This window comes from Actinomadura gamaensis (assembly GCF_042652125.1).
Classification (GTDB): Bacteria; Actinomycetota; Actinomycetes; order Streptosporangiales; family Streptosporangiaceae; genus Spirillospora; species Spirillospora gamaensis.
This window is the reverse complement of the sequence record NZ_JBHSIT010000007.1, coordinates 352,322-369,928: the sequence shown is the minus strand read 5'-3', so window position 1 is coordinate 369,928 and position 17,607 is coordinate 352,322. Positions and strand designations below refer to the sequence as shown.

The following is a 17,607-nucleotide window of genomic DNA, read 5'->3' as shown; positions in this document are numbered from 1 at the left end:
GATGCCCCTACGGTCGAGTGGTGGCAACTTGCAACCAGAAAGCGCCCTCACGCGCCGTCACCGCCCTGTTCGCGGTCGCGAGCGGGACGGCCGTCGCGAACGTCTACTTCGCCCAGCCCCTGCTCGCCACGCTCGGCGGCGAGTTCGGCATCGGAGCCGGCGCCGTCGGAGCCGTGGTGACGGCCACCCAGGCCGGTTACGGACTCGGGCTCTTCCTGCTCGTCCCGCTCGGGGACGTGCTGAACCGCCGCCGCCTCGTCCCGGCCCAGCTGCTCCTGCTCGCGGCGGCGCTCGCCCTGCTCGGCACGGCGACGCGCGTCCCGGTCCTGTTCGCCTCGGCCGCCGCGGTCGGCCTGCTCGCCGTGGTCACGCAGACGCTCGTCGCGGCGGCGGCGTCCCTGGCGGCCCCGACCGGCCGCGGACGCGTCGTCGGCCAGGTCACCAGCGGGATCGTGGTCGGCATCCTGCTCGCCCGGACGGTCTCCGGCGTCCTGGCCGATCTGGGCGGATGGCGTTCGGTCTACCTCGTCTCGGCCGCCGTCACGGCCCTCCTCGCCCTGCTCCTGCGCCGCGCCCTTCCGCCGCACCAGCAGGGACAACGCCTGCGCTACCCGGATCTCCTGCGCTCCACGATCACGCTCTTCGCGCGCGAGCCGCTGCTCCGCGCCCGCGGCCTGCTGGCGCTGCTGATCTTCGCGGCGTTCGGCACCCTGTGGAGCTGCGTCGCGCTGCCGCTCGCCGACCGGGGCCTCTCGCACACCGCGATCGGCGCGTTCGGCCTGGCCGGGGCCGCGGGCGCGCTCGCCGCCGCCCCCGCCGGACGCCTGCACGACCGCGGCCACGGCGTCCGGACGACCACGGCCGCCCTCGCCCTCCTGGTGCTCTCCTGGCTGCCGCTGGCCCTGCTCGGACGCTCGCTCTGGGCGCTCGCGCTCGGCGCGGTCCTGCTCGACCTCGCCGTCCAGGCGGTGCACGTGACCAGCCAGAGCATGATCTACAGCCACCGTCCGGACGCGGGCAGCCGCGTGATCGGCGGCTACATGGTCTTCTACTCGGTGGGCAGCGCCACCGGCGCGGCGGCCTCGACCGCCCTCTACGCCGCCGCCGGATGGCCCGCCGTCTGCCTCCTCGGGGCCGGGTTCAGCGTCGCGGCGCTCGCGGTGTCCAGAATGGGGCTCCCACCCGGAAGGAGTCCCATGCCCGAGATCAGGACCGCCGTCCCGTCCGACCTGCCCGCCGTCGAGCGCGTCGTCCGCGCCGCCTACGCGCCCTGGACGGAAGTGATCGGCATGCCCCCGATGCCCCTGTCGTCCGACTACGCCGCCCTGATCGCCGCCGGGCACGTGCACGTCCTGGACGACCTGTCCGGCCTGATCGTCCTCATCCCCGAGGACGGCCGCCTGCTCGTCGACAACGTGGCCGTCGACCCGTCCCACCAGGGCGAGGGCCGCGGACGCCGGCTGCTCGACCACGCCGAGGCCCGGGCCCGCGCGCTCGGCCTGCCCGCCCTCCGCCTGATCACCAACGAGAAGATGACCGTCAACATCGCCCGCTACGAACGCCGCGGCTACCGCGAGACCGCCCGCGAGACGATCCGCGGCCGCCGCGCCGTCCACATGACCAAAACCCTCTGACGGACGCCTTCCCGACACCGGAAGCTCGGGCGCCCCCGGTGCGGCATTGACAGACACCGTTGTCTATTGGAGACTCGGCGCACTCGGTCGCAGGAGGCTGTCGATGGCGTCTCGGGATCTGCCGCGCGCGTTGGCCGGAGTGGGGGCTACGGCCATCGGGGTGGCGCTGATTCGGGCCAGGGAGAGCGAGCGTGACGACCGGCTCTATGACGATCCCTATGCGCGGGCGTTCGCTGATGCGGCGGAGCGGGAGTTCCTCGATCCCGGCGCGCCCGAGGGGTCGGCCGAGACGTGGGCCACCGTGGCGCGCCTGGTGGACGTCTTCTACGAAGGGCGGACCGTCGGGGTCCGGATGAGTGACGACGCGCTCCGGGACGCCGTCGCTTCGGGCTGCGAGCAACTCGTCATGCTCGGCGCCGGTCTCGACACCCACGCCTTCCGGTTGGGGCTGCCGTCCGCGGTTCACCTGTTCGAAGTGGATCTCCCGGAGATGTTCGCCTTCAAGGAGCGCGTTCTCGGCGGATTGGGGGCCGTTCCGTCCTGCCGTCGCAGCGTTGTGGCCGCCGATCTGCGGGGCGACTGGCGGACGGCGCTCATGGACGCCGGCTTCCGGGAGGACGTCCCGGCCCGGTGGACGGACGCGGGTGTCCTCGCCTACCTCACGCGCGAGGAGGCCAGGCGGGTCGTCAGGACCATCGGCGAGCTGTCGGCGCCTGGGAGTCTGTTCGGATTCGGGCACTCCCGGCTGGAGGCGATGGCCGACCGGATCCGGACCGTGCCGGACGCGGGGCGCCTCATGCCGGGCCTGGCCGATCGCTCGGCTGAACGGGAACGCGGCCTCGGCTGGGACGCGCCGGAGTGGCTGGAGCGCAACGGCTGGCGCACCGAGTTCCGGGAGCTCGCCGCGATCGCCGCGTCCTATGGACGCGCATTGCCCCATTCCTCCGGGGCCGGCTCGATTCTCGCCACGCGTCTCTGACGGACGCGGCCGGCCGGGAGGTGGCCGACCGCGTCGGGGGTGGGCGGCCGCGTCGGGGGGCGGCCGCGTCGGGGGTGGGGGTCAGGCGGGGTCGGGCCAGTTGGGCTTGCGCTTGTCGTTGAAGGCGGCGATGCCCTCGCGGCGGTCGGGGGAGAAGGCGACCGTGCGCCAGGCGTTCTCCTCGACGTCCAGGCCGGCGTCCAGGGGGAGTCCGCCGCCGAGCCGCAGGGCCCGCTTGGCGGCGCGGACGGCGATCGGGGAGTTCTGCGCGATCAGGGACGCGATCGCCAGGGCCTCGGTGCGGGCCTCGCCGCGCGGGACGCGGCGGTCGACCAGGCCGAGCTCGGCGGCCTCGTCCGCGCTGACGCGGCGGCCGGTGAGGACGAGGTCGGCGGCGCGGCCGGTGCCCAGCTTGCGCAGCGCCAGCTGGGTGCCGCCGCCGCCCGGGACGAGCCCGACGGTCACCTCGGTCAGGCCGAACACGGCCGTCTCGTCGGCCACGATCATGTCGCAGGACAGGGCGAACTCGCAGCCGCCGCCGAGGGCGTAGCCGCGCACGGCCGCGATGACCGGCTGCGGCAGGTTCAGCACGCCGCCGAACGCGGCGCGGAACACCGGCCGCTGGGCCAGGATCTGGTCGTCGGTCATCGCGTTGCGTTCCTTGAGGTCCGCGCCCACGCAGAACGCCTTGTCGCCCGCGGCCGACAGGACCACGGCGCGGATCGAGCCGTCCGCCGCGACCTCCGCGCACACCGCCGCGAGGCGGCGCGCCATCGCGGTCGACAGGGCGTTGAGGGCCTCCGGCCGGTCGAGCACGATCTCGGCCACGTGTTCGTTCTGCTTGTCGCGCTTCAGCGTCACTCCGTCCACGAGTGCACCTTAGATCGCCCGCTGCCGGTGGGGCACGGGGCGGGGTGAGGTTGGATGGTGGCGTGACTCGATATGGCGATCTGGAGAGGCCGCCGCTCCATGAGGCGGCGCTGGCGCACGCGCTCGTCCGGCCGGGCGGGCTGTGGCGGAGTGTCCGGGTGGTGGAGGAGACCGGCTCGACGAACGCGGACCTGGCCGAGCTCGCGCGCGCGGGCGAGGACGAGGGCGTGCTGCTCGCGACCGAGCTCCAGACGTCCGGCCGGGGCCGCCTCGGCCGGACGTGGACCGCGCCCGCCCGCTCCGGGCTGGCGGTCTCGATGCTGCTGAGGCCGGACGTCCCGGCCGGACGGCTCGCGTGGGTGCCGCTGCTGACCGGCGTCGCGGTCGCGTCGGCCGTGCGGCGGCTGACCGGCTTCGGCGAGAGCGGCGAGCGGTTCTTCCCCGGCGCGGACGGCGACGAGCACGTGCCCGCCGTCCTGAAGTGGCCGAACGACGTGCTGGTCGGCGACCGCAAGCTCGCCGGGATCCTCGCCGAACGGGTCGGGGACGCGGTCGTCGTCGGCGTCGGGCTGAACGTGTCGCTGCGCGAGGACGAGCTGCCCGTCCCGTCCGCGACGTCCCTGGCCATCGAGGGCGCCCCGCTGTCGGACCGCGCGCCGCTGCTGCGCGGCATCGCCCGCGAGGTCGAGGGCCGGTACCGGGAGTGGGCCGCGGTGTCCGGCGACCCCGAGATGAGCGGCCTGCGCGCCGACTACCGGGAGCTGTGCGCGACGATCGGCCGCGAGGTGCGGGTGGAGCTGCCGGGCGGCACGGAACTGCTCGGCACCGCCGAGGACGTCGATCTCGACGGACGGCTAGTCGTCGCCGGTGCGGACGGTGTCCGCCCGGTCAGCGCGGGCGATGTGGTGCACGTGCGCTGAGACGCAACTCTGTGCCGGGACGCGGCGTTTGTTCCGCAATGTGGTACATGCGGCGAGACATGGTACATGCGCGAGATGTGGTGCATGTGCCGAAGCGTGCTCCCTGCGCCGGAACGCGGCGCAGGTGCGCCGAGCGGCGCGATCCGCCACGATATGTCGCGTGACGTTGGAGGGGGAGATGTCGGACGCGGGCCTGCCGGACCCCAGGCAGATCGAGGAGCTGCTGCTCGGCGGCGAGCTGAGGTACACCCGGGTGGACGCGGTGCGGCTGTCCGGGATCCCGACCGAGTTCGCCCGGCGGCTCTGGCGGGCGTTCGGCTACCCGTCCATGCCGGAGGACGCCGTCGCCTACACCGAGGGCGACGTCGCGGCGCTCTGCCGCATCCGCCGCCTGATGGACGACGGAGTGCTCGACGGCGAGGGCGTGATCCGCCTCGTCCGGGCCTTCGGGCAGACCATGACCCGGCTCGCCGAGTGGCAGGTCAACCTGCTGAGCGCGATGCTCGTGACCGACCCGCAGGAGCAGCCGTCCGCCGAGGCGGTGTCGTCCATCGTGGACATCGCCGAGAAGCACATCGATGAGTTCGAGCCGCTCGTCGTGCACGCCTGGCGCCGCCAGCTCGCCGCCGCGGGCACCCGCGCCATGGCCGCCGCCGCGTCCCGCGAGGCCGAGGGCGGCGACGGGACGCACCTGCCCGGCCGCCTCGTCACCACGGTCGGCTTCGCCGACATGGTCTCGTTCACCCAGATGAGCCGCGAGCTGGACGACATCGAGCTCGCCCGGGTCGTCGAGTGGTTCGAGGAGACGGCCGCCGACATCATCGCCACCTGCGGCGGACGCCTCGTCAAGACCCTCGGCGACGAGGTCCTGTTCTGCGGCGACACCCCGGAGATCGGCGCGGAGATCGCGCTCTCGGTGGCCGCCGCCATCCAGGACGAGACGGAGATCCCGGACGTCCGCGTCGGCGTCGCGCACGGGCCCGTCCTGCCGCTGATGGGCGACGTCTTCGGCACGACCGTCAACCTGGCCGCGCGGCTGACGGCGCTGGCCCGTCCCGGCACGGTCGTCATCGACCAGTCCCTCGCCGAGTCGCTGCGCGGCCACGGTGACTACGACATCACCGGCATGGTGCGGCGCCCCGTCCAGGGCCTCGGGATCATCCAGCCGTACGTCCTCCGGCGCGCCAAGTCCTGACCGTCCTCCCCCCCCTCCCCGCGCCGCCGAAGCGGCCACACGGATATCACCGTGCGGATGTAACCGCTCACAGTCGGCGGCGATCGGCGCGGAAAGAAGCGATGCTCGGGGGGCGATGACGAGGGGGGTACAACCATGCCGGACGCGCCCCTTCACGTGGCGTGCGTGATGGACGGGAACGGCCGCTGGGCCAGGCAGCGCCGCCTGCCGAGGACGGCCGGGCACCGGGCGGCCGAGGGCGCCGTGATCGACGTCATCGAGACGGCCCGCGCCGCCGGCGTCCGCTGGCTCAGCCTGTACGCCTTCTCCACCGAGAACTGGCGCCGTCCGGACGACGAGATCGACTACCTCATGGGGCTGATCCGCCGGACGCTGCGCAAGCACGCCCTGACCATGTGCGCGCGCGACATCCGCTGCCGGTTCCTCGGCGCGTCCGACCCGCGGATCCCGCCGGGGCTGGCCCGGGACATCGCCGACCTGACGGAGCTGACCCGCGGCAACGGCGGGATGACGCTCACCGTGGCGTTCGACCACGGCGGACGCCGCGACATCGTCGAGGCCGCGCGGGCGCTGATCCGCGGGCGCGTGCCTGCCGACCAGGTCACCGAGCGGACCTTCGCCGAGCACCTGCCGTTCCCCGACACCCCCGACGTCGACCTGGTCATCCGGACGTCCGGGGAGCAGCGCATCTCCAACTTCATGCTCTGGCAGGTCGCCTACGCCGAATGGATGTTCCCCGAACTCCTCTGGCCCGACTTCCGCGCCGAGCATTTCCTGGAATGCCTGCGGACGTACCGCGAGCGCGAACGGCGGTTCGGCGGCGTCGCGTCGCCGGGTCCCGCGGCACCGCCGCCCTCCGTCCCGATGCAGCGCCCGCGAGCGAATCCGAGCGCGCGAGCCGATCCGAGCCCGAGAGCCGATCCGAGCCCGAGGGCGGATCCGAGTGCGAAGGCCGATCCGAATGCGAGAGCGGATCCACGCCCGAAAGCGGATCCGAGTCAGAGGGCGGATCCGAGCCCGATCGTGAAGCCGACCCCGATGATGAAAGGGAGCCGATGACCGCCGAAGCAGCCGCTTCCGACCCCGACCTCTCCCTTCTCGGCCCGCACTCGCTGCTGCACGAGTACTGCGACGACGCGCGGTGGGGCATGGCCGTCGTCCGGGCGACGGTGCTGGAGGCCGCGCACCCGCAGATCGGCGCGGCGCTGATCGAGAACTCGACGTTCGTCGCGCACCCGTGGCGGCGGATCTTCAACACGCTGACGAGCGTCCAGCGCGTGCTGGACGCCGACACGCGCGTCCGCGACCGGGAGGCCGCGCGCCTCAACCGGCTGCACGCGCGCATCTCCGGCGTCGACGCGCAGGGACGGTCCTACAGCGCCATGGACCCGGACGCCCGCGCGTGGGTGGTGGGCTCGCTGTTCGAGTCGACCGTCGAGCTGAACCGGATGAGCGGCCGCTCCATGGACGGCCCGGAGCTGGAGATCCTCTACGCCGAGTTCCGCGCGTTCCTGGCCCTGCTGGAGGGGAACGCCGACCACCTGCCCGCCACGGTGGCCGAGTTCTGGCCCTACTTCGACGACATGATCGACTGCGGGCTGGAGAACACCGAGGCGATGCGCGTCATCCTGTTCGAGCTGTTCGGACGGATGCCCGCGCCGCCGCTGCTGCGCGACCACCCCGCGTTCTGGGCCGCCGGACGCGTCGTCGCCGGCCCCGTGATCGCCGAGTTCCTCAAGGCGTCGCTGCCGGAGGAGATCCGGCGGCGCGCGGGCCTCGGCGAGCTGCCCGGCTCGCGGCTGCTGGCGCGCGGCGTCTACCTCGGTTCGGGCGTCGCGTCCTGGCTGCTGCCGCACTCCTGGACGCGGACCGACACCGTCCTCGGCCTGCTCGACCCGAGCCGCACGGACGGCACCGGCGCGCACCTGCTCGACGCGCTGCAGCGCCAGCGCGGCCGGGCCGCCGCCCTGCTCCGCCTGATCAGCCCGATCTCCCTGGACGAGCCGTCCGGCGGGAGCGCGGCCCGGTCGGCCGACCGGTTCTTCACCGAGGTGCTCGACCAGACCGGCGACGGCTACGTCTCCTGGCCCGACCTCGCGGCGATGGCCCGGGAGGTCGCGTCCCGGCTGGACCTCGACGCGGACGGCGAGGAGCGGCTGTTCGACGCGTTCGCGGCCTGGTGGCGGGAGCTGGCGGCCGAGCTGGACGCCGACGGCGACGGACGCGTCGACCGGCAGGAGTACGCCGCCGCCGCGTCGTCGCTGGCCAGCCCGGCGTTGGTGCGGGTCGCCGAGGTGCTGTTCGAGGCGTGCGACGCCGACCACGACGAGACGATCAGCGCCGCCGAATACGAGGCGCTCTTCCGCACCGCCTTCGCGCGCGACGTGAACGCGGGCGACCAGGACGCCCGTTTCACGCGCGGCCGGTTCGTCCGCGAGTTCCTGGACTTCATGGCCGGACGGCACGGCTCGGCGGGCTACGACTCCCTGCTGTCCCAGCCCTGACCGGCGAAGGGATCAGGTGCCCAGGGAGTCGATCCAGCGGTTCAGGACGGCTCCCTGGCGGGTCATGATCTCCGGGTCGCGCAGGGCGTTGGCCAGCAGGGACATGCCCTGGTAGGCGCCGACGAAGCTGAGGGCGAGGTCGTCCGGGTCGTCCAGGCCGAGCTCGCGGAACTGCCGTTCGGCCCAGGCCAGCAGGAGGCGGATGACGCGCCCGGCCTCCGTCCCGAGGGCGTCGTCGTCGCGCTTGCCCAGCTCGCTGGCCAGGGAGCCGGTGGGGCAGCCGTAGCGCGCGGCCGTGTCGCGCTGCCCGACCCAGCCCTCGACCATGGCCTTCAGGCGGCGGCGCGGGTCGGGCAGCTCGTCGAGCCGGGCGATGAGGGCGGTCAGGTGCCCGGCGTGCTCGGACAGCGCCGCCTGCACCAGGTCGTCCTTGGTCTTGAAGTAGTAGTAGACGTTCCCGACGGGCACGTCCGCGGCCTTGGCGATGTCCGCGATCGTCGTGCGCTCCGCGCCCTGATGGTGGACGACCTCGGCGGCGGCGGCCGTCAGCCGCCGCCGCTTGTCCGCCCCGCGCGCCCGCGTTGAGTTGGTCACCTGACTGACTATAGCCGGTGGACCCGGAAGCCGACCGACTCGTAAAGCCGGCGCGCGCGGACGTCGTCCTCGCTCACCGCGAGGGCGGCGATCCGCGGAGCGGGACGTCGGTGGTCGGGGCGGCGACGGTCGGGACAGCGGTGGTCGGGGCGGTGGTGGTCGGGGTTAGGGCGTCGAAGGCCTTGTCGATGAGTTCGGCGCGGTCGAGGGTGCCGTCCGACCGGAGCCATTCGCGGGTCGCCGCGTCCAGGGCCGCGCCCGCCGCCGCCGTCAGCAGGTCGGCGGTGAACGCGTCGAGATCGCCGCCCGGACGGTCGCGGAGCGCGGTGGCGACCAGCGCGCGCAGCTCGTCCCGCTTCTGGTGCAGGCGGGCGCGCAGGGCCGGCGTCGCCTCGACGAGGCGCAGGGCGTCCAGGTCGCGCCGGGCCGCGTGGATGCGCGGCTCCCACTCCCGCAGGACGGCTCGCAGCGTCCGCCAGGGGGCCTCGCCCGCGGGCCGCGACCGGACGGCCTCGGCGACCTGCCCGGCGAGCTCCTCGACGTCCCCGAACAGGACGTCCTCCTTGGTCGGGAAGTAGCGGAAGAAGCTGCGCTTCGACAGGCCCGCCGCCGCGGCGACGTCCTCGACGGTCGTCGCGTCGTAGCCGCGCTCCACGAACATCCCGAGCGCGAGGTCGGCCAGCTCCCGCCGGACGGCGCGGCGTGTGCGCTCGCGCAGTCCCGTCGTCTCCGCTCCGCTCATGCGCCAAGCGTAAAATCCGCCGCCGAACGCCAGGTATGGCACAAAGTGTCAAAATCGGCATGAGGGGGCGGTCGAGGTGCCGCCACGCCGTCCGGGTTGGCGGCGGCGGGCCGGGGACCGGGGGGCCGGGACCGCCGCCCTGCCCGTCAGCCGGCGCTCGGGCCGCCCTCGCCGGGCGCCTCGGTGAGCCGCTGGAGGTAGTTCTGCTCGCCGAGCATCTCCACCAGGCCGAGCTCGGTCTCCAGGTAGTCGATGTGCTGCTCCTCGTCCGCGAGGATGTCCTCGAAGATCCGGGCGGACGTGACGTCCCCGCGCGAGCGCATCAGCTCGATGCCCGGACGCAGCCGCGCGACGGCCTCCAGCTCGATCTGGAGGTCGGTCTTGAGCTGCTCGACGATCGTCTGCCCGATGCGGAGCGTGCCGATCTTCTGGTAGTTCGGCAGGCCCTCCAGGAACAGGATGCGGTCGGTCAGCCGCTCGGCGTGCCGCATCTCGTCGATCGACTCGTCCCGGGTGTGCTTCGCCATCCGCGTGAAGCCCCAGTTCTCCTGCATCTTGGAGTGCAGGAAGTACTGGTTGATCGCGGTCAGCTCAGCGGTGAGCTGCTCGTTGAGCAGCGCGATGATGTCCTTGTCGCCTTCCATGCCCGCCATGCTCGCATGACGCTCCGTTAGGGAACAGCGTCACGCGGCGGTGTCGCGCAGCCAACGCGAACGCACGGGCGCCATGGCCCGCTCGCACGCAGGCGATCCGGCGGCGGGGCACTGCGAGCCCTCGTCGGCCGCGCCGCGAGCGGGCTCGGCCGCGCCGCGAGCGGGCTCGGCGGAGACGTGGGCGGGGGCTGAGGCGTTGACCGGCTCGATGGGGAGGCGGCGGGTGCGGGGCTCGGCCGGGACGCCGAAGGGCGGCGCGGGCTCGCCGGCGGGCAGGACGGGCGGGACGGGCCCGCCGGTGATGGCGTCCACCATGTCGCTGGCCGTGTTGACCTCGCTGACCAGCGCGTACAGTCGGCGGGTACAGGATCCGCAGCCGGGCTTCCAGCCGCAGGCGTCCTTCACCTCGCGGACCTGGCGGCAGCCGCCGTCGAGCATGCAGCCGCGTACGTCGTCCTCGGTGACGGCGTTGCAGACGCAGACGTACATGCGGGCGGGGCCTCTCAGGAGTCCGGTAAGGGCAGCCTCATTAAGGTAAGGCAACCCTAATGTAAGTCAGAGATGCCCGGTCTGGCCAGTACCGCCCGGAACGGTGTGATCTAACCCTCAGCGGGAAAGGGACCCACCCAGCGACGGGAGGGGTGACCGGTGGCACATGCGTGGCCCGGTGAGGCGAGTCCGCTGGGGGCTCATTTCGACGGGGCGGGCACCAACTTCGCGGTGTTCTCGGAGATCGCGGAAAAGGTGGAGCTCTGCCTCTTCCAGGACGGTGAGGAGTCGAGAATCGCGTTGACCGAGGTCGACGCGTTCGTCTGGCACGCCTACCTGCCCGGCGTCATGCCGGGACGGGCCTACGGGTACCGGGTCCACGGGCCCTACGAGCCGGCCGAGGGCCATCTGTGCAATCCGAGCAAGCTGCTGCTCGACCCGTACGCGCGGGCCGTCGTCGGCGGCGTGGACTGGGACCAGGCGTGCTTCGGCTACACCTTCGGCGAGCCGTGGTCGCGCAACGACGCCGACTCGGCCGGGCACATGCCGCGCTCGGTGGTCGTCAGCCCCTACTTCGACTGGGGTGACGACCGCCCGCCGCGCACGCCGTACGACGAGACGGTGATCTACGAGGCGCACGTCAAGGGCCTCACGATCGGCCATCCGCAGGTCCCCCCGGACATCCGGGGCACCTATGCCGGGCTCGGCCATCCGGCGGTGATCGAGCACCTGCAGAAGCTCGGCGTGACGGCCGTGGAGCTGATGCCGGTGCACCAGTTCGTCCACGACGACCGGCTCGTCCGGCGCGGGATGCGGAACTACTGGGGGTACAACACCATCGGGTTCTTCGCCCCGCACAACGAGTACTCGTCGTCCGGGCAGCGCGGTGAACAGGTCCTGGAGTTCAAGGCCATGGTCAAGGCGCTGCACGAGGCGGGCATCGAGGTCATCCTCGACGTCGTCTACAACCACACCGCCGAGGGCAACCACCTGGGCCCGACGCTGTCGTTCCGCGGGCTGGACAACGCGTCCTACTACCGGCTCGTGGACGACGACCCGCGCTACTACATGGACACCACGGGCACCGGCAACAGCCTGCTCATGCGCAGCCCGCACGTGCTCCAGCTGATCATGGACTCGCTGCGCTACTGGGTCACCGAGATGCACGTGGACGGGTTCCGGTTCGACCTCGCCGCCACCCTCGCCCGCGAGCTGCACGAGGTGGACCGGCTGGCCGCGTTCTTCGACCTCGTCCAGCAGGACCCGGTCGTGTCCCGGGTCAAGCTGATCGCCGAGCCGTGGGACGTCGGCGAGGGCGGCTACCAGGTCGGCAACTTCCCGCCGCTGTGGACGGAGTGGAACGGCCGCTACCGCGACACCGTCCGGGACTACTGGCGCGGCGAGTCCGGCGTGCTGCCCGACTTCGCGTCCCGGCTGACCGGGTCGTCCGACCTGTACGCCGACGACGGGCGCCGTCCGGTCGCCTCGATCAACTTCGTCACCTGCCATGACGGGTTCACGCTGCACGACCTGGTCTCCTACAACAACAAGCACAACGAGGCCAACGGCGAGGACGGCCGGGACGGCACCGACGACAACCGGTCCTGGAACTGCGGCGAGGAGGGCCCCACGTCCGACCTCGACGTGCTGGCGCTGCGCGAGCGGCAGAAGCGCAACCTGCTGGCCACCACGTTCCTCGCCCAGGGCATCCCGATGCTCTCGCACGGCGACGAGCTCGGCCGCACGCAGCGCGGCAACAACAACGCCTACTGCCAGGACAACGAGATCTCCTGGATCGACTGGGACAACCTCGCCGAGCACTTCCCGCTCGTCGACTTCATCGAGCGCCTCGCCGACCTGCGCCGCAGGCACCCGGTGTTCCGGCGGCGGCGGTTCTTCGACGGCCGCCGCGAGGCGTCCGACGGGCTGCCCGACATCGCCTGGTTCACCCCCGGCGGGACGCTCATGAAGGACGAGGACTGGAACGCCGGGTTCAACAAGTCCCTGGCGGTCTTCCTCAACGGCGAGGCCATCCGCGAACCGGACCGGCGCGGCGAGCCCGTCCGGGACGACTCGTTCCTGCTGCTGTTCAACGCCCACTTCGGCGACCTCGGCTTCGTGCTGCCGCCGAGCCGCTTCGGCGCCATGTGGTCCAAGCAGCTCGACACCGCCGACCCCCTGCTCGCCGAGGCCGGTCCGCCGATCGCCAAGGCGGGCGAGACGGCCCAGCTGACCGCCCGTTCCCTCCAGGTGCTCCGCCGTGTCTGAATCCCGTGACCCCCAGCCCCCCGTTCCAGCACCCGGGACGCCCGAGCCGGACGCGCCGTCCGGCGCCTACCGGCTGCAACTGCGCGCCCCCGGATTCCGCTTCGCCGAGGCGGCGGCGCTCGCGCCGTACCTGAAGGACCTCGGCGTCTCGCACGTCTACCTGTCGCCGGTGCTCCAGGCCGCGCCCGGTTCCACGCACGGCTACGACGTCGCCGACCACGGACGGATCTCCGAGGAGCTCGGCGGCGAGGACGCCTTCGCCGGCATGGTCCGCCGGTTCCGCTCCATGGGACTGCGGGTGCTGCTCGACATCGTGCCGAACCACATGGCCTTCACCGGCCCGGTCGTCGGGTCCGTCGTCGCGGACGGCCCGAAATCCCCGTACGCGCACTGGTTCGACGTGGACTGGGACGCGGGCGGCGGACGGCTCGTCCCGCCGGGCGAGGGCGAGCCGAACTACCGCCGCTTCTTCGACATCTCCGGCCTGATCGCGCTCCGCCAGGAGGACCCGTCCGTCTTCGACGCCACGCACGGGCTGATCGTCCGGCTCGTCCGGGACGGCCTGGTGGACGGCCTGCGCGTCGACCACCCGGACGGCCTCGCCGACCCGCGCGCCTACCTCCGCCGCCTCTCCGACCGGATCGCCCCCGCCTCCACCCCGCACTCCGTCTCAGACCCCGCCGCAGGCTCAAGCTCCGCCGCGGCCTCAGCCTCCGCCACAACCTCAGGCCCGGCCGCGGGCTCCGCCTCCGCCGCGGGCTCAGGCCCTGCCACGGGCTCAGGCCCTGCCACGGCCTCAGGCTCCGCCGCGGGCTCGGGCTCGGCCGCGGGTTCAGGTTCGGCCGCGGGCTCGGGCTACGGCTCGGGCTCTGAGGCGGGCGCACGGCCCGGTTCCGGCGGGCGGCGGTGGGTGCTGGTCGAGAAGATCACTGCGCCCGGCGAGGAGCTGCCCGCCGGATGGGTCTGCGCGGGCACCACGGGCTATGACGCGCTCGGCATGGTCGGCGGCCTGTTCGTCGACCCGGCGGGGGAGGAGCCGCTGACCTCGCTCTACACCCGCCTCACCGGCCGTCCGGCCGGGTTCGAGGAGGTCGAGCGGGAGGCCCGCGCCTTCGTCGCCGAGGACGGCCTGCGCCCCGAGCTCGACCGGCTGCACCGCGTCCTGGTCCGGGCCCGTCCGGACGACGACCCGGACGGACTCCGGACCGCCCTGCTCGAACTGCTCGCCGCGATGCGCGTCTACCGCGCCTATCTCGTGCCCGGTTCCGGGCCGTCCGACGAGACGCTGCGCGTGCTCGACGAGGCGGCCCGCCGCTGCCGCTCGCCGCTCGTGCCGACCGTCGTCCGGGAGGCGCTCTACGGCGACCCGGAGTTCGTCGTGCGGTTCCAGCAGACGAGCGCGCCGCTGGCTGCCAAGGGCGTCGAGGACACCGCGTTCTACCGCTGGTCCCGGATGGCGTCGCTGAACGAGGTCGGCGGCGACCCGGCCCGCTTCTCCGTCGCCCCCGCCGAGTTCCACGCGTTCTGCGCGCGCGTCGCCGCCGACTGGCCGCTGACCATGACGACGCTGTCCACGCACGACACCAAGCGGCAGGAGGACGTCCGGGCGCGGCTGGCCGTGCTCGCCGAGCTCCCGGACGCGTGGGAGGCCGCCGTCACCGCCTGGCGCTCGCCGTCCTCGCCGCTGGAACCCGATCTCGACTACCTGATGTGGCAGACGCTCGTCGGCGCCTGGCCGATCACCGAGGACCGGATGCGCGGCTTCCTCACCAAGGCGATGCGCGAGGCCAAGACCGCCACGAACTGGATCACTCCGGACGAGGCGTACGAGGAGGCCGTCCTCGCCCACCTGCACGACGTCCTCGCGTCCGGGACGACCGACGAGATCACCCGTTTCGTCGCCCGGCTGGAGCCGTACACGCGCTCGAACGTCCTCGGGCAGAAGCTCGTCCAGCTCACCATGCCCGGCGTGCCCGACGTGTACCAGGGCTGCGAGCTGGTCGGCCTCTCCCTGGTGGATCCCGACAACCGCCGCCCGGTCGACTACGGGCGCCGCCGGACGCACCTCATCCGCCTGGACAACAAGGGCGCCCCCGGCGGCCTGGACGACGAGAAACTCCTGGTCACGGCGCGGGCGCTGCGCCTGCGCCGGGATCATCCGGCCTGGTTCGGCCCGGCCGCGACCCACGAGCCGCTGACCGCGGTCGGCCCGGCGGCCGAGCACGCGGTGGCCTTCCGGCGGGGCCGGGCGCTGACGGTCGCCACCCGCCTGCCCGCCGGCCTGGAACGCCGGGGCGGCTGGAACTCCACCGTCCTCGACCCGGGCGGCGACGGATCGTGGCGCGACATCCTCACCGGCTACGTCCACCAGGGGCCGCTGCTGGACCTGGCGGCCGTCCTCGACCGCCTGCCCGTGGCGCTCCTGGTCCCCGAGGAGGACGCATGACCCGCTTCTCCGTCTGGTCCCCGGCCGCCGAGAAGGTCTCGGTCGCGCTCTCGACGCCGTCGTCGGGCACGGAACTCGCCCGGACCGAGGCGCTGACAGCCGCCGGAGACGGATGGTGGGCGGCGGACGTCCCGGACGCCGCCCACGGCACGGACTACGGGTTCGTCCTGGACGACCGTGACGACGTCCTCCCCGACCCGCGCTCGCTCTGGCAGCCGGACGGCGTCCACGCGCCGAGCCGCGTCTACGATCACGACCGTTTCCGCTGGTCGGACGGCATGTGGCGGGGCCGTCCGCTGGCCGGATCGGTCCTCTACGAGCTGCACGTCGGCACGTTCACACCCGAAGGCACCCTCGACGCCGCCGCCTCCCGCCTCGACCACCTCACCGACCTCGGCGTGGACGCCGTGGAGCTGATGCCCGTGGCGGCGTTCTCCGGCCACCACGGCTGGGGGTACGACGGGGTCTGCCTGTGGGCCGTCCACGAGCCCTACGGCGGCCCGGACGCCCTGAAGCGCTTCGTGGACGCCGCGCACGCCCGCGGCGTCAGCGTCGTCCTGGACGTCGTCTACAACCATCTCGGGCCGTCCGGAAACCACCTGAGGGAGTTCGGCCCGTACTTCACCGACGCCTACGCGACGCCGTGGGGCGACGCCGTCAACTTCGACCAGGCCGGTGCGGACGGCGTCCGCGCGTTCGTGGTCGAGAACGCCCTCATGTGGCTGCGCGACTTCCACCTGGACGGCCTGCGCCTCGACGCCGTCCACGCCATCCGCGACCAGCAGGCCGTCCACATCCTGGAGGAGCTGCGGGCCGCCGTGGACGCCCTGGCCGCCCGCCTCGGCCGCGAACCGTTCCTGGTCGCGGAGTCCGACCTGAACGACCCCCGGCTGATCACCCCGCGCGAGGCGGGCGGCTTCGGCCTCGCCGGCCAGTGGGACGACGACGTCCACCACGCCCTGCACGCGCTGCTCACCGGCGAACGCCAGGGCTACTACGTCGACTTCGGCACGACCGAAACCCTCGCCAAGGCCCTGACCAGCGCTTTCGTGCATGACGGCACCTATTCGACCTACCGGGGACGGCACCACGGCCGTCCCGTCGATCGCGCCCGGACCCCGGCCCACCGCTTCGTCGTCTCCCTCCAGAACCACGACCAGGTGGGCAACCGGGCGGCCGGCGACCGCCTCTCCACCCCGCGGGAGCAGGGGCCCGGAGCACCGCCGGGAGCGCCGCCGGGAGCGCCGCCGGGAGCGCCGCCGGGAGCGCCGCCGGGAGCGCCGCCGGGCGTGCCGGTGGAGCGGCTGAAGATCGGCGCGGCGCTGCTGCTGCTCGGGCCGTTCACGCCCATGCTGTTCATGGGGGAGGAGTGGGGCGCGTCCACGCCCTGGTGCTACTTCACCGACCACCGCGAGCCGGAGCTCGGCCGGGCCGTCACCGAGGGACGCCGCCGGGAGTTCGCCCGCCACGGCTGGCAGGGCGAAGTTCCCGATCCACAGGCTGTGGATACTTTTCGCAGATCCGTCCTGGACTGGGCCGAACGCGACGCGGATCACCATCGCGACCTGCTGGACTGGTACCGCGCGCTGATCGCGCTGCGCCGCGCGCATCCCGAGTTCACCGACCCCGACCTCACCCGCGTCCGGGTGGAGACCGGCGAGGACTGGCTGATCATGCGCCGGGGCCGCTTCCGCGTGGCGGTCAACCTCGACGAGGACGGCGCGCTCGACCTGGGGCCCGCCGCGATCGTGCTCGCGTCCGGCGCCGTCCCGGCCGAGAAGGACCCGGCCGAGAGCGGCGTCACCCTACGGGGGACCGGGGTCGCCGTGGTGGCCGATACCGGCGCTCGGCGGCCGAGATGACCGTCGGCCGGGCGCGCCGCCCATGGCGCTGCGACCACAGCGCCCAGGACGCCAGCCCGGCCAGCGTCACCCCGCCCAGCAGCAGGAGCGGATGCGTCCAGCGCACCCAGCTCCCGGTGTCGGGATCCACGAGCGGGATTCCCCATGCCGTCGTACAAATGACGCCGAGAGCGTTCGCGACGCCCTCGCCGAGCGCATATCCCCACACCCGGTTCGGGGTGTCGGCGAGGAATCCCGCCGCTCCACCGAACGACATCAGGATGGCAATGATCAGGCATACACCGACATAGGGCGCATGGGCGAAACCGTCCGGCACCAGCAGGAACTGGACGGCTCCGAGCAGCAGGAACAGCATCGCGCCGACCGGCCGCGCGGCGGCCGGTTCGAGGGGCGGCACGTCCGTATACCTCCGGGGTCGATACGTTTGTCTGCATTCGAGGATGTACTACGA

Annotated in this window: 15 protein-coding genes; 9 read left to right on the top strand and 6 right to left on the bottom strand. The window is 73.1% G+C overall.

Annotation, left to right across the window (positions count from 1 at the left end):
• The first annotated feature begins 20 nt into the window (after positions 1 to 20).
• Positions 21 to 1,634 carry an MFS transporter gene (locus tag ACFPCY_RS24820; RefSeq protein ID WP_378258993.1) on the top strand — a complete coding sequence of 538 codons (1,614 nt, stop codon included), beginning with the start codon at positions 21 to 23 and terminating at the stop codon, positions 1,632 to 1,634.
• Positions 1,635 to 1,737: 103 nt separating this feature from the next.
• Positions 1,738 to 2,613 (top strand): SAM-dependent methyltransferase, encoded by an 876-nt coding sequence (locus tag ACFPCY_RS24815; RefSeq protein WP_378258992.1) that lies wholly within the window; start codon positions 1,738 to 1,740, stop codon positions 2,611 to 2,613.
• A gap of 81 nt (positions 2,614 to 2,694) precedes the next feature.
• Here the strand turns inward: ACFPCY_RS24815 and ACFPCY_RS24810 are convergent, their stop codons facing one another.
• Complete coding sequence (locus ACFPCY_RS24810; RefSeq protein WP_378258991.1) at positions 2,695 to 3,483, bottom strand: enoyl-CoA hydratase/isomerase family protein; 789 nt, start codon at positions 3,481 to 3,483, stop codon at positions 2,695 to 2,697.
• A 62-nt stretch (positions 3,484 to 3,545) separates the two neighbouring features.
• On the opposite strand from ACFPCY_RS24810, the gene ACFPCY_RS24805 reads away from it, so the two are divergent.
• From ACFPCY_RS24805 to ACFPCY_RS24790, 4 genes are all read left to right on the top strand, one after another.
• The gene (locus ACFPCY_RS24805; RefSeq protein WP_378258990.1) at positions 3,546 to 4,403 is read left to right on the top strand and encodes a biotin--[acetyl-CoA-carboxylase] ligase; all 858 of its coding nucleotides are present in this window, start codon (positions 3,546 to 3,548) and stop codon (positions 4,401 to 4,403) included.
• Between the two features lie 178 nt (positions 4,404 to 4,581).
• Positions 4,582 to 5,598 (top strand): adenylate/guanylate cyclase domain-containing protein, encoded by a 1,017-nt coding sequence (locus ACFPCY_RS24800; RefSeq protein WP_378259371.1) that lies wholly within the window; start codon positions 4,582 to 4,584, stop codon positions 5,596 to 5,598.
• A 135-nt stretch (positions 5,599 to 5,733) separates the two neighbouring features.
• Positions 5,734 to 6,657, top strand: coding sequence for a polyprenyl diphosphate synthase (uppS, locus tag ACFPCY_RS24795; protein ID WP_378258989.1), 924 nt, complete (start codon positions 5,734 to 5,736; stop codon positions 6,655 to 6,657).
• Positions 6,654 to 8,102, top strand: coding sequence for an oxygenase MpaB family protein (locus ACFPCY_RS24790; protein ID WP_378258988.1), 1,449 nt, complete (start codon positions 6,654 to 6,656; stop codon positions 8,100 to 8,102). The genes uppS and ACFPCY_RS24790 overlap by 4 nt, the downstream gene beginning before the upstream one ends.
• A 12-nt stretch (positions 8,103 to 8,114) precedes the next feature.
• Here the strand turns inward: ACFPCY_RS24790 and ACFPCY_RS24785 are convergent, their stop codons facing one another.
• From ACFPCY_RS24785 to ACFPCY_RS24770, 4 genes are all read right to left on the bottom strand, one after another.
• On the bottom strand, positions 8,115 to 8,696 hold the full coding sequence (locus ACFPCY_RS24785) for a TetR/AcrR family transcriptional regulator (RefSeq protein ID WP_378258987.1): 582 nt from the start codon (positions 8,694 to 8,696) through the stop codon (positions 8,115 to 8,117).
• A 73-nt stretch (positions 8,697 to 8,769) separates the two neighbouring features.
• Positions 8,770 to 9,438 (bottom strand): TetR family transcriptional regulator, encoded by a 669-nt coding sequence (locus tag ACFPCY_RS24780; protein WP_378258986.1) that lies wholly within the window; start codon positions 9,436 to 9,438, stop codon positions 8,770 to 8,772.
• Positions 9,439 to 9,584: 146 nt separating this feature from the next.
• Positions 9,585 to 10,082 (bottom strand): bacterioferritin, encoded by a 498-nt coding sequence (bfr, locus tag ACFPCY_RS24775; protein WP_378258985.1) that lies wholly within the window; start codon positions 10,080 to 10,082, stop codon positions 9,585 to 9,587.
• A 39-nt stretch (positions 10,083 to 10,121) separates the two neighbouring features.
• Positions 10,122 to 10,580, bottom strand: coding sequence for a (2Fe-2S)-binding protein (locus ACFPCY_RS24770; protein WP_378258984.1), 459 nt, complete (start codon positions 10,578 to 10,580; stop codon positions 10,122 to 10,124).
• 159 nt (positions 10,581 to 10,739) lie between these two features.
• Here ACFPCY_RS24770 and glgX point away from each other — a divergent pair, with 159 nt between their 5' ends.
• From glgX to treZ, 3 genes are read left to right on the top strand one after another with little or no spacing between them, the layout of a single operon-like run.
• A complete protein-coding gene (glgX, locus tag ACFPCY_RS24765) occupies positions 10,740 to 12,848 on the top strand; it encodes a glycogen debranching protein GlgX (RefSeq protein ID WP_378258983.1) in 2,109 nt (702 codons plus the stop codon).
• A complete protein-coding gene (gene treY, locus ACFPCY_RS24760) occupies positions 12,841 to 15,294 on the top strand; it encodes a malto-oligosyltrehalose synthase (protein ID WP_378258981.1) in 2,454 nt (817 codons plus the stop codon). The genes glgX and treY overlap by 8 nt, the downstream gene beginning before the upstream one ends.
• Positions 15,291 to 17,156 carry a malto-oligosyltrehalose trehalohydrolase gene (treZ, locus tag ACFPCY_RS24755; protein WP_378258979.1) on the top strand — a complete coding sequence of 622 codons (1,866 nt, stop codon included), beginning with the start codon at positions 15,291 to 15,293 and terminating at the stop codon, positions 17,154 to 17,156. Before treY ends, treZ begins: the two co-directional genes overlap by 4 nt.
• On the opposite strand, the gene ACFPCY_RS24750 is transcribed toward treZ, so the two are convergent.
• Positions 17,095 to 17,553, bottom strand: coding sequence for a hypothetical protein (locus ACFPCY_RS24750; protein WP_378258977.1), 459 nt, complete (start codon positions 17,551 to 17,553; stop codon positions 17,095 to 17,097). The genes treZ and ACFPCY_RS24750 overlap by 62 nt on opposite strands.
• Positions 17,554 to 17,607: the final 54 nt, after the last annotated feature.

Coding starts and splice junctions, on each gene's coding strand:
- ACFPCY_RS24815 (WP_378258992.1), top strand. CDS start 1,738: ATGGCGTCTCGGGATCTGCCGCGCGCGTTGGCCGGAGTGGGGGCTACG.
- ACFPCY_RS24800 (WP_378259371.1), top strand. CDS start 4,582: ATGTCGGACGCGGGCCTGCCGGACCCCAGGCAGATCGAGGAGCTGCTG.
- uppS (WP_378258989.1), top strand. CDS start 5,734: ATGCCGGACGCGCCCCTTCACGTGGCGTGCGTGATGGACGGGAACGGC.
- ACFPCY_RS24790 (WP_378258988.1), top strand. CDS start 6,654: ATGACCGCCGAAGCAGCCGCTTCCGACCCCGACCTCTCCCTTCTCGGC.
- ACFPCY_RS24780 (WP_378258986.1), bottom strand. CDS start 9,438: ATGAGCGGAGCGGAGACGACGGGACTGCGCGAGCGCACACGCCGCGCC.
- bfr (WP_378258985.1), bottom strand. CDS start 10,082: ATGGAAGGCGACAAGGACATCATCGCGCTGCTCAACGAGCAGCTCACC.
- ACFPCY_RS24770 (WP_378258984.1), bottom strand. CDS start 10,580: ATGTACGTCTGCGTCTGCAACGCCGTCACCGAGGACGACGTACGCGGC.
- treZ (WP_378258979.1), top strand. CDS start 15,291: ATGACCCGCTTCTCCGTCTGGTCCCCGGCCGCCGAGAAGGTCTCGGTC.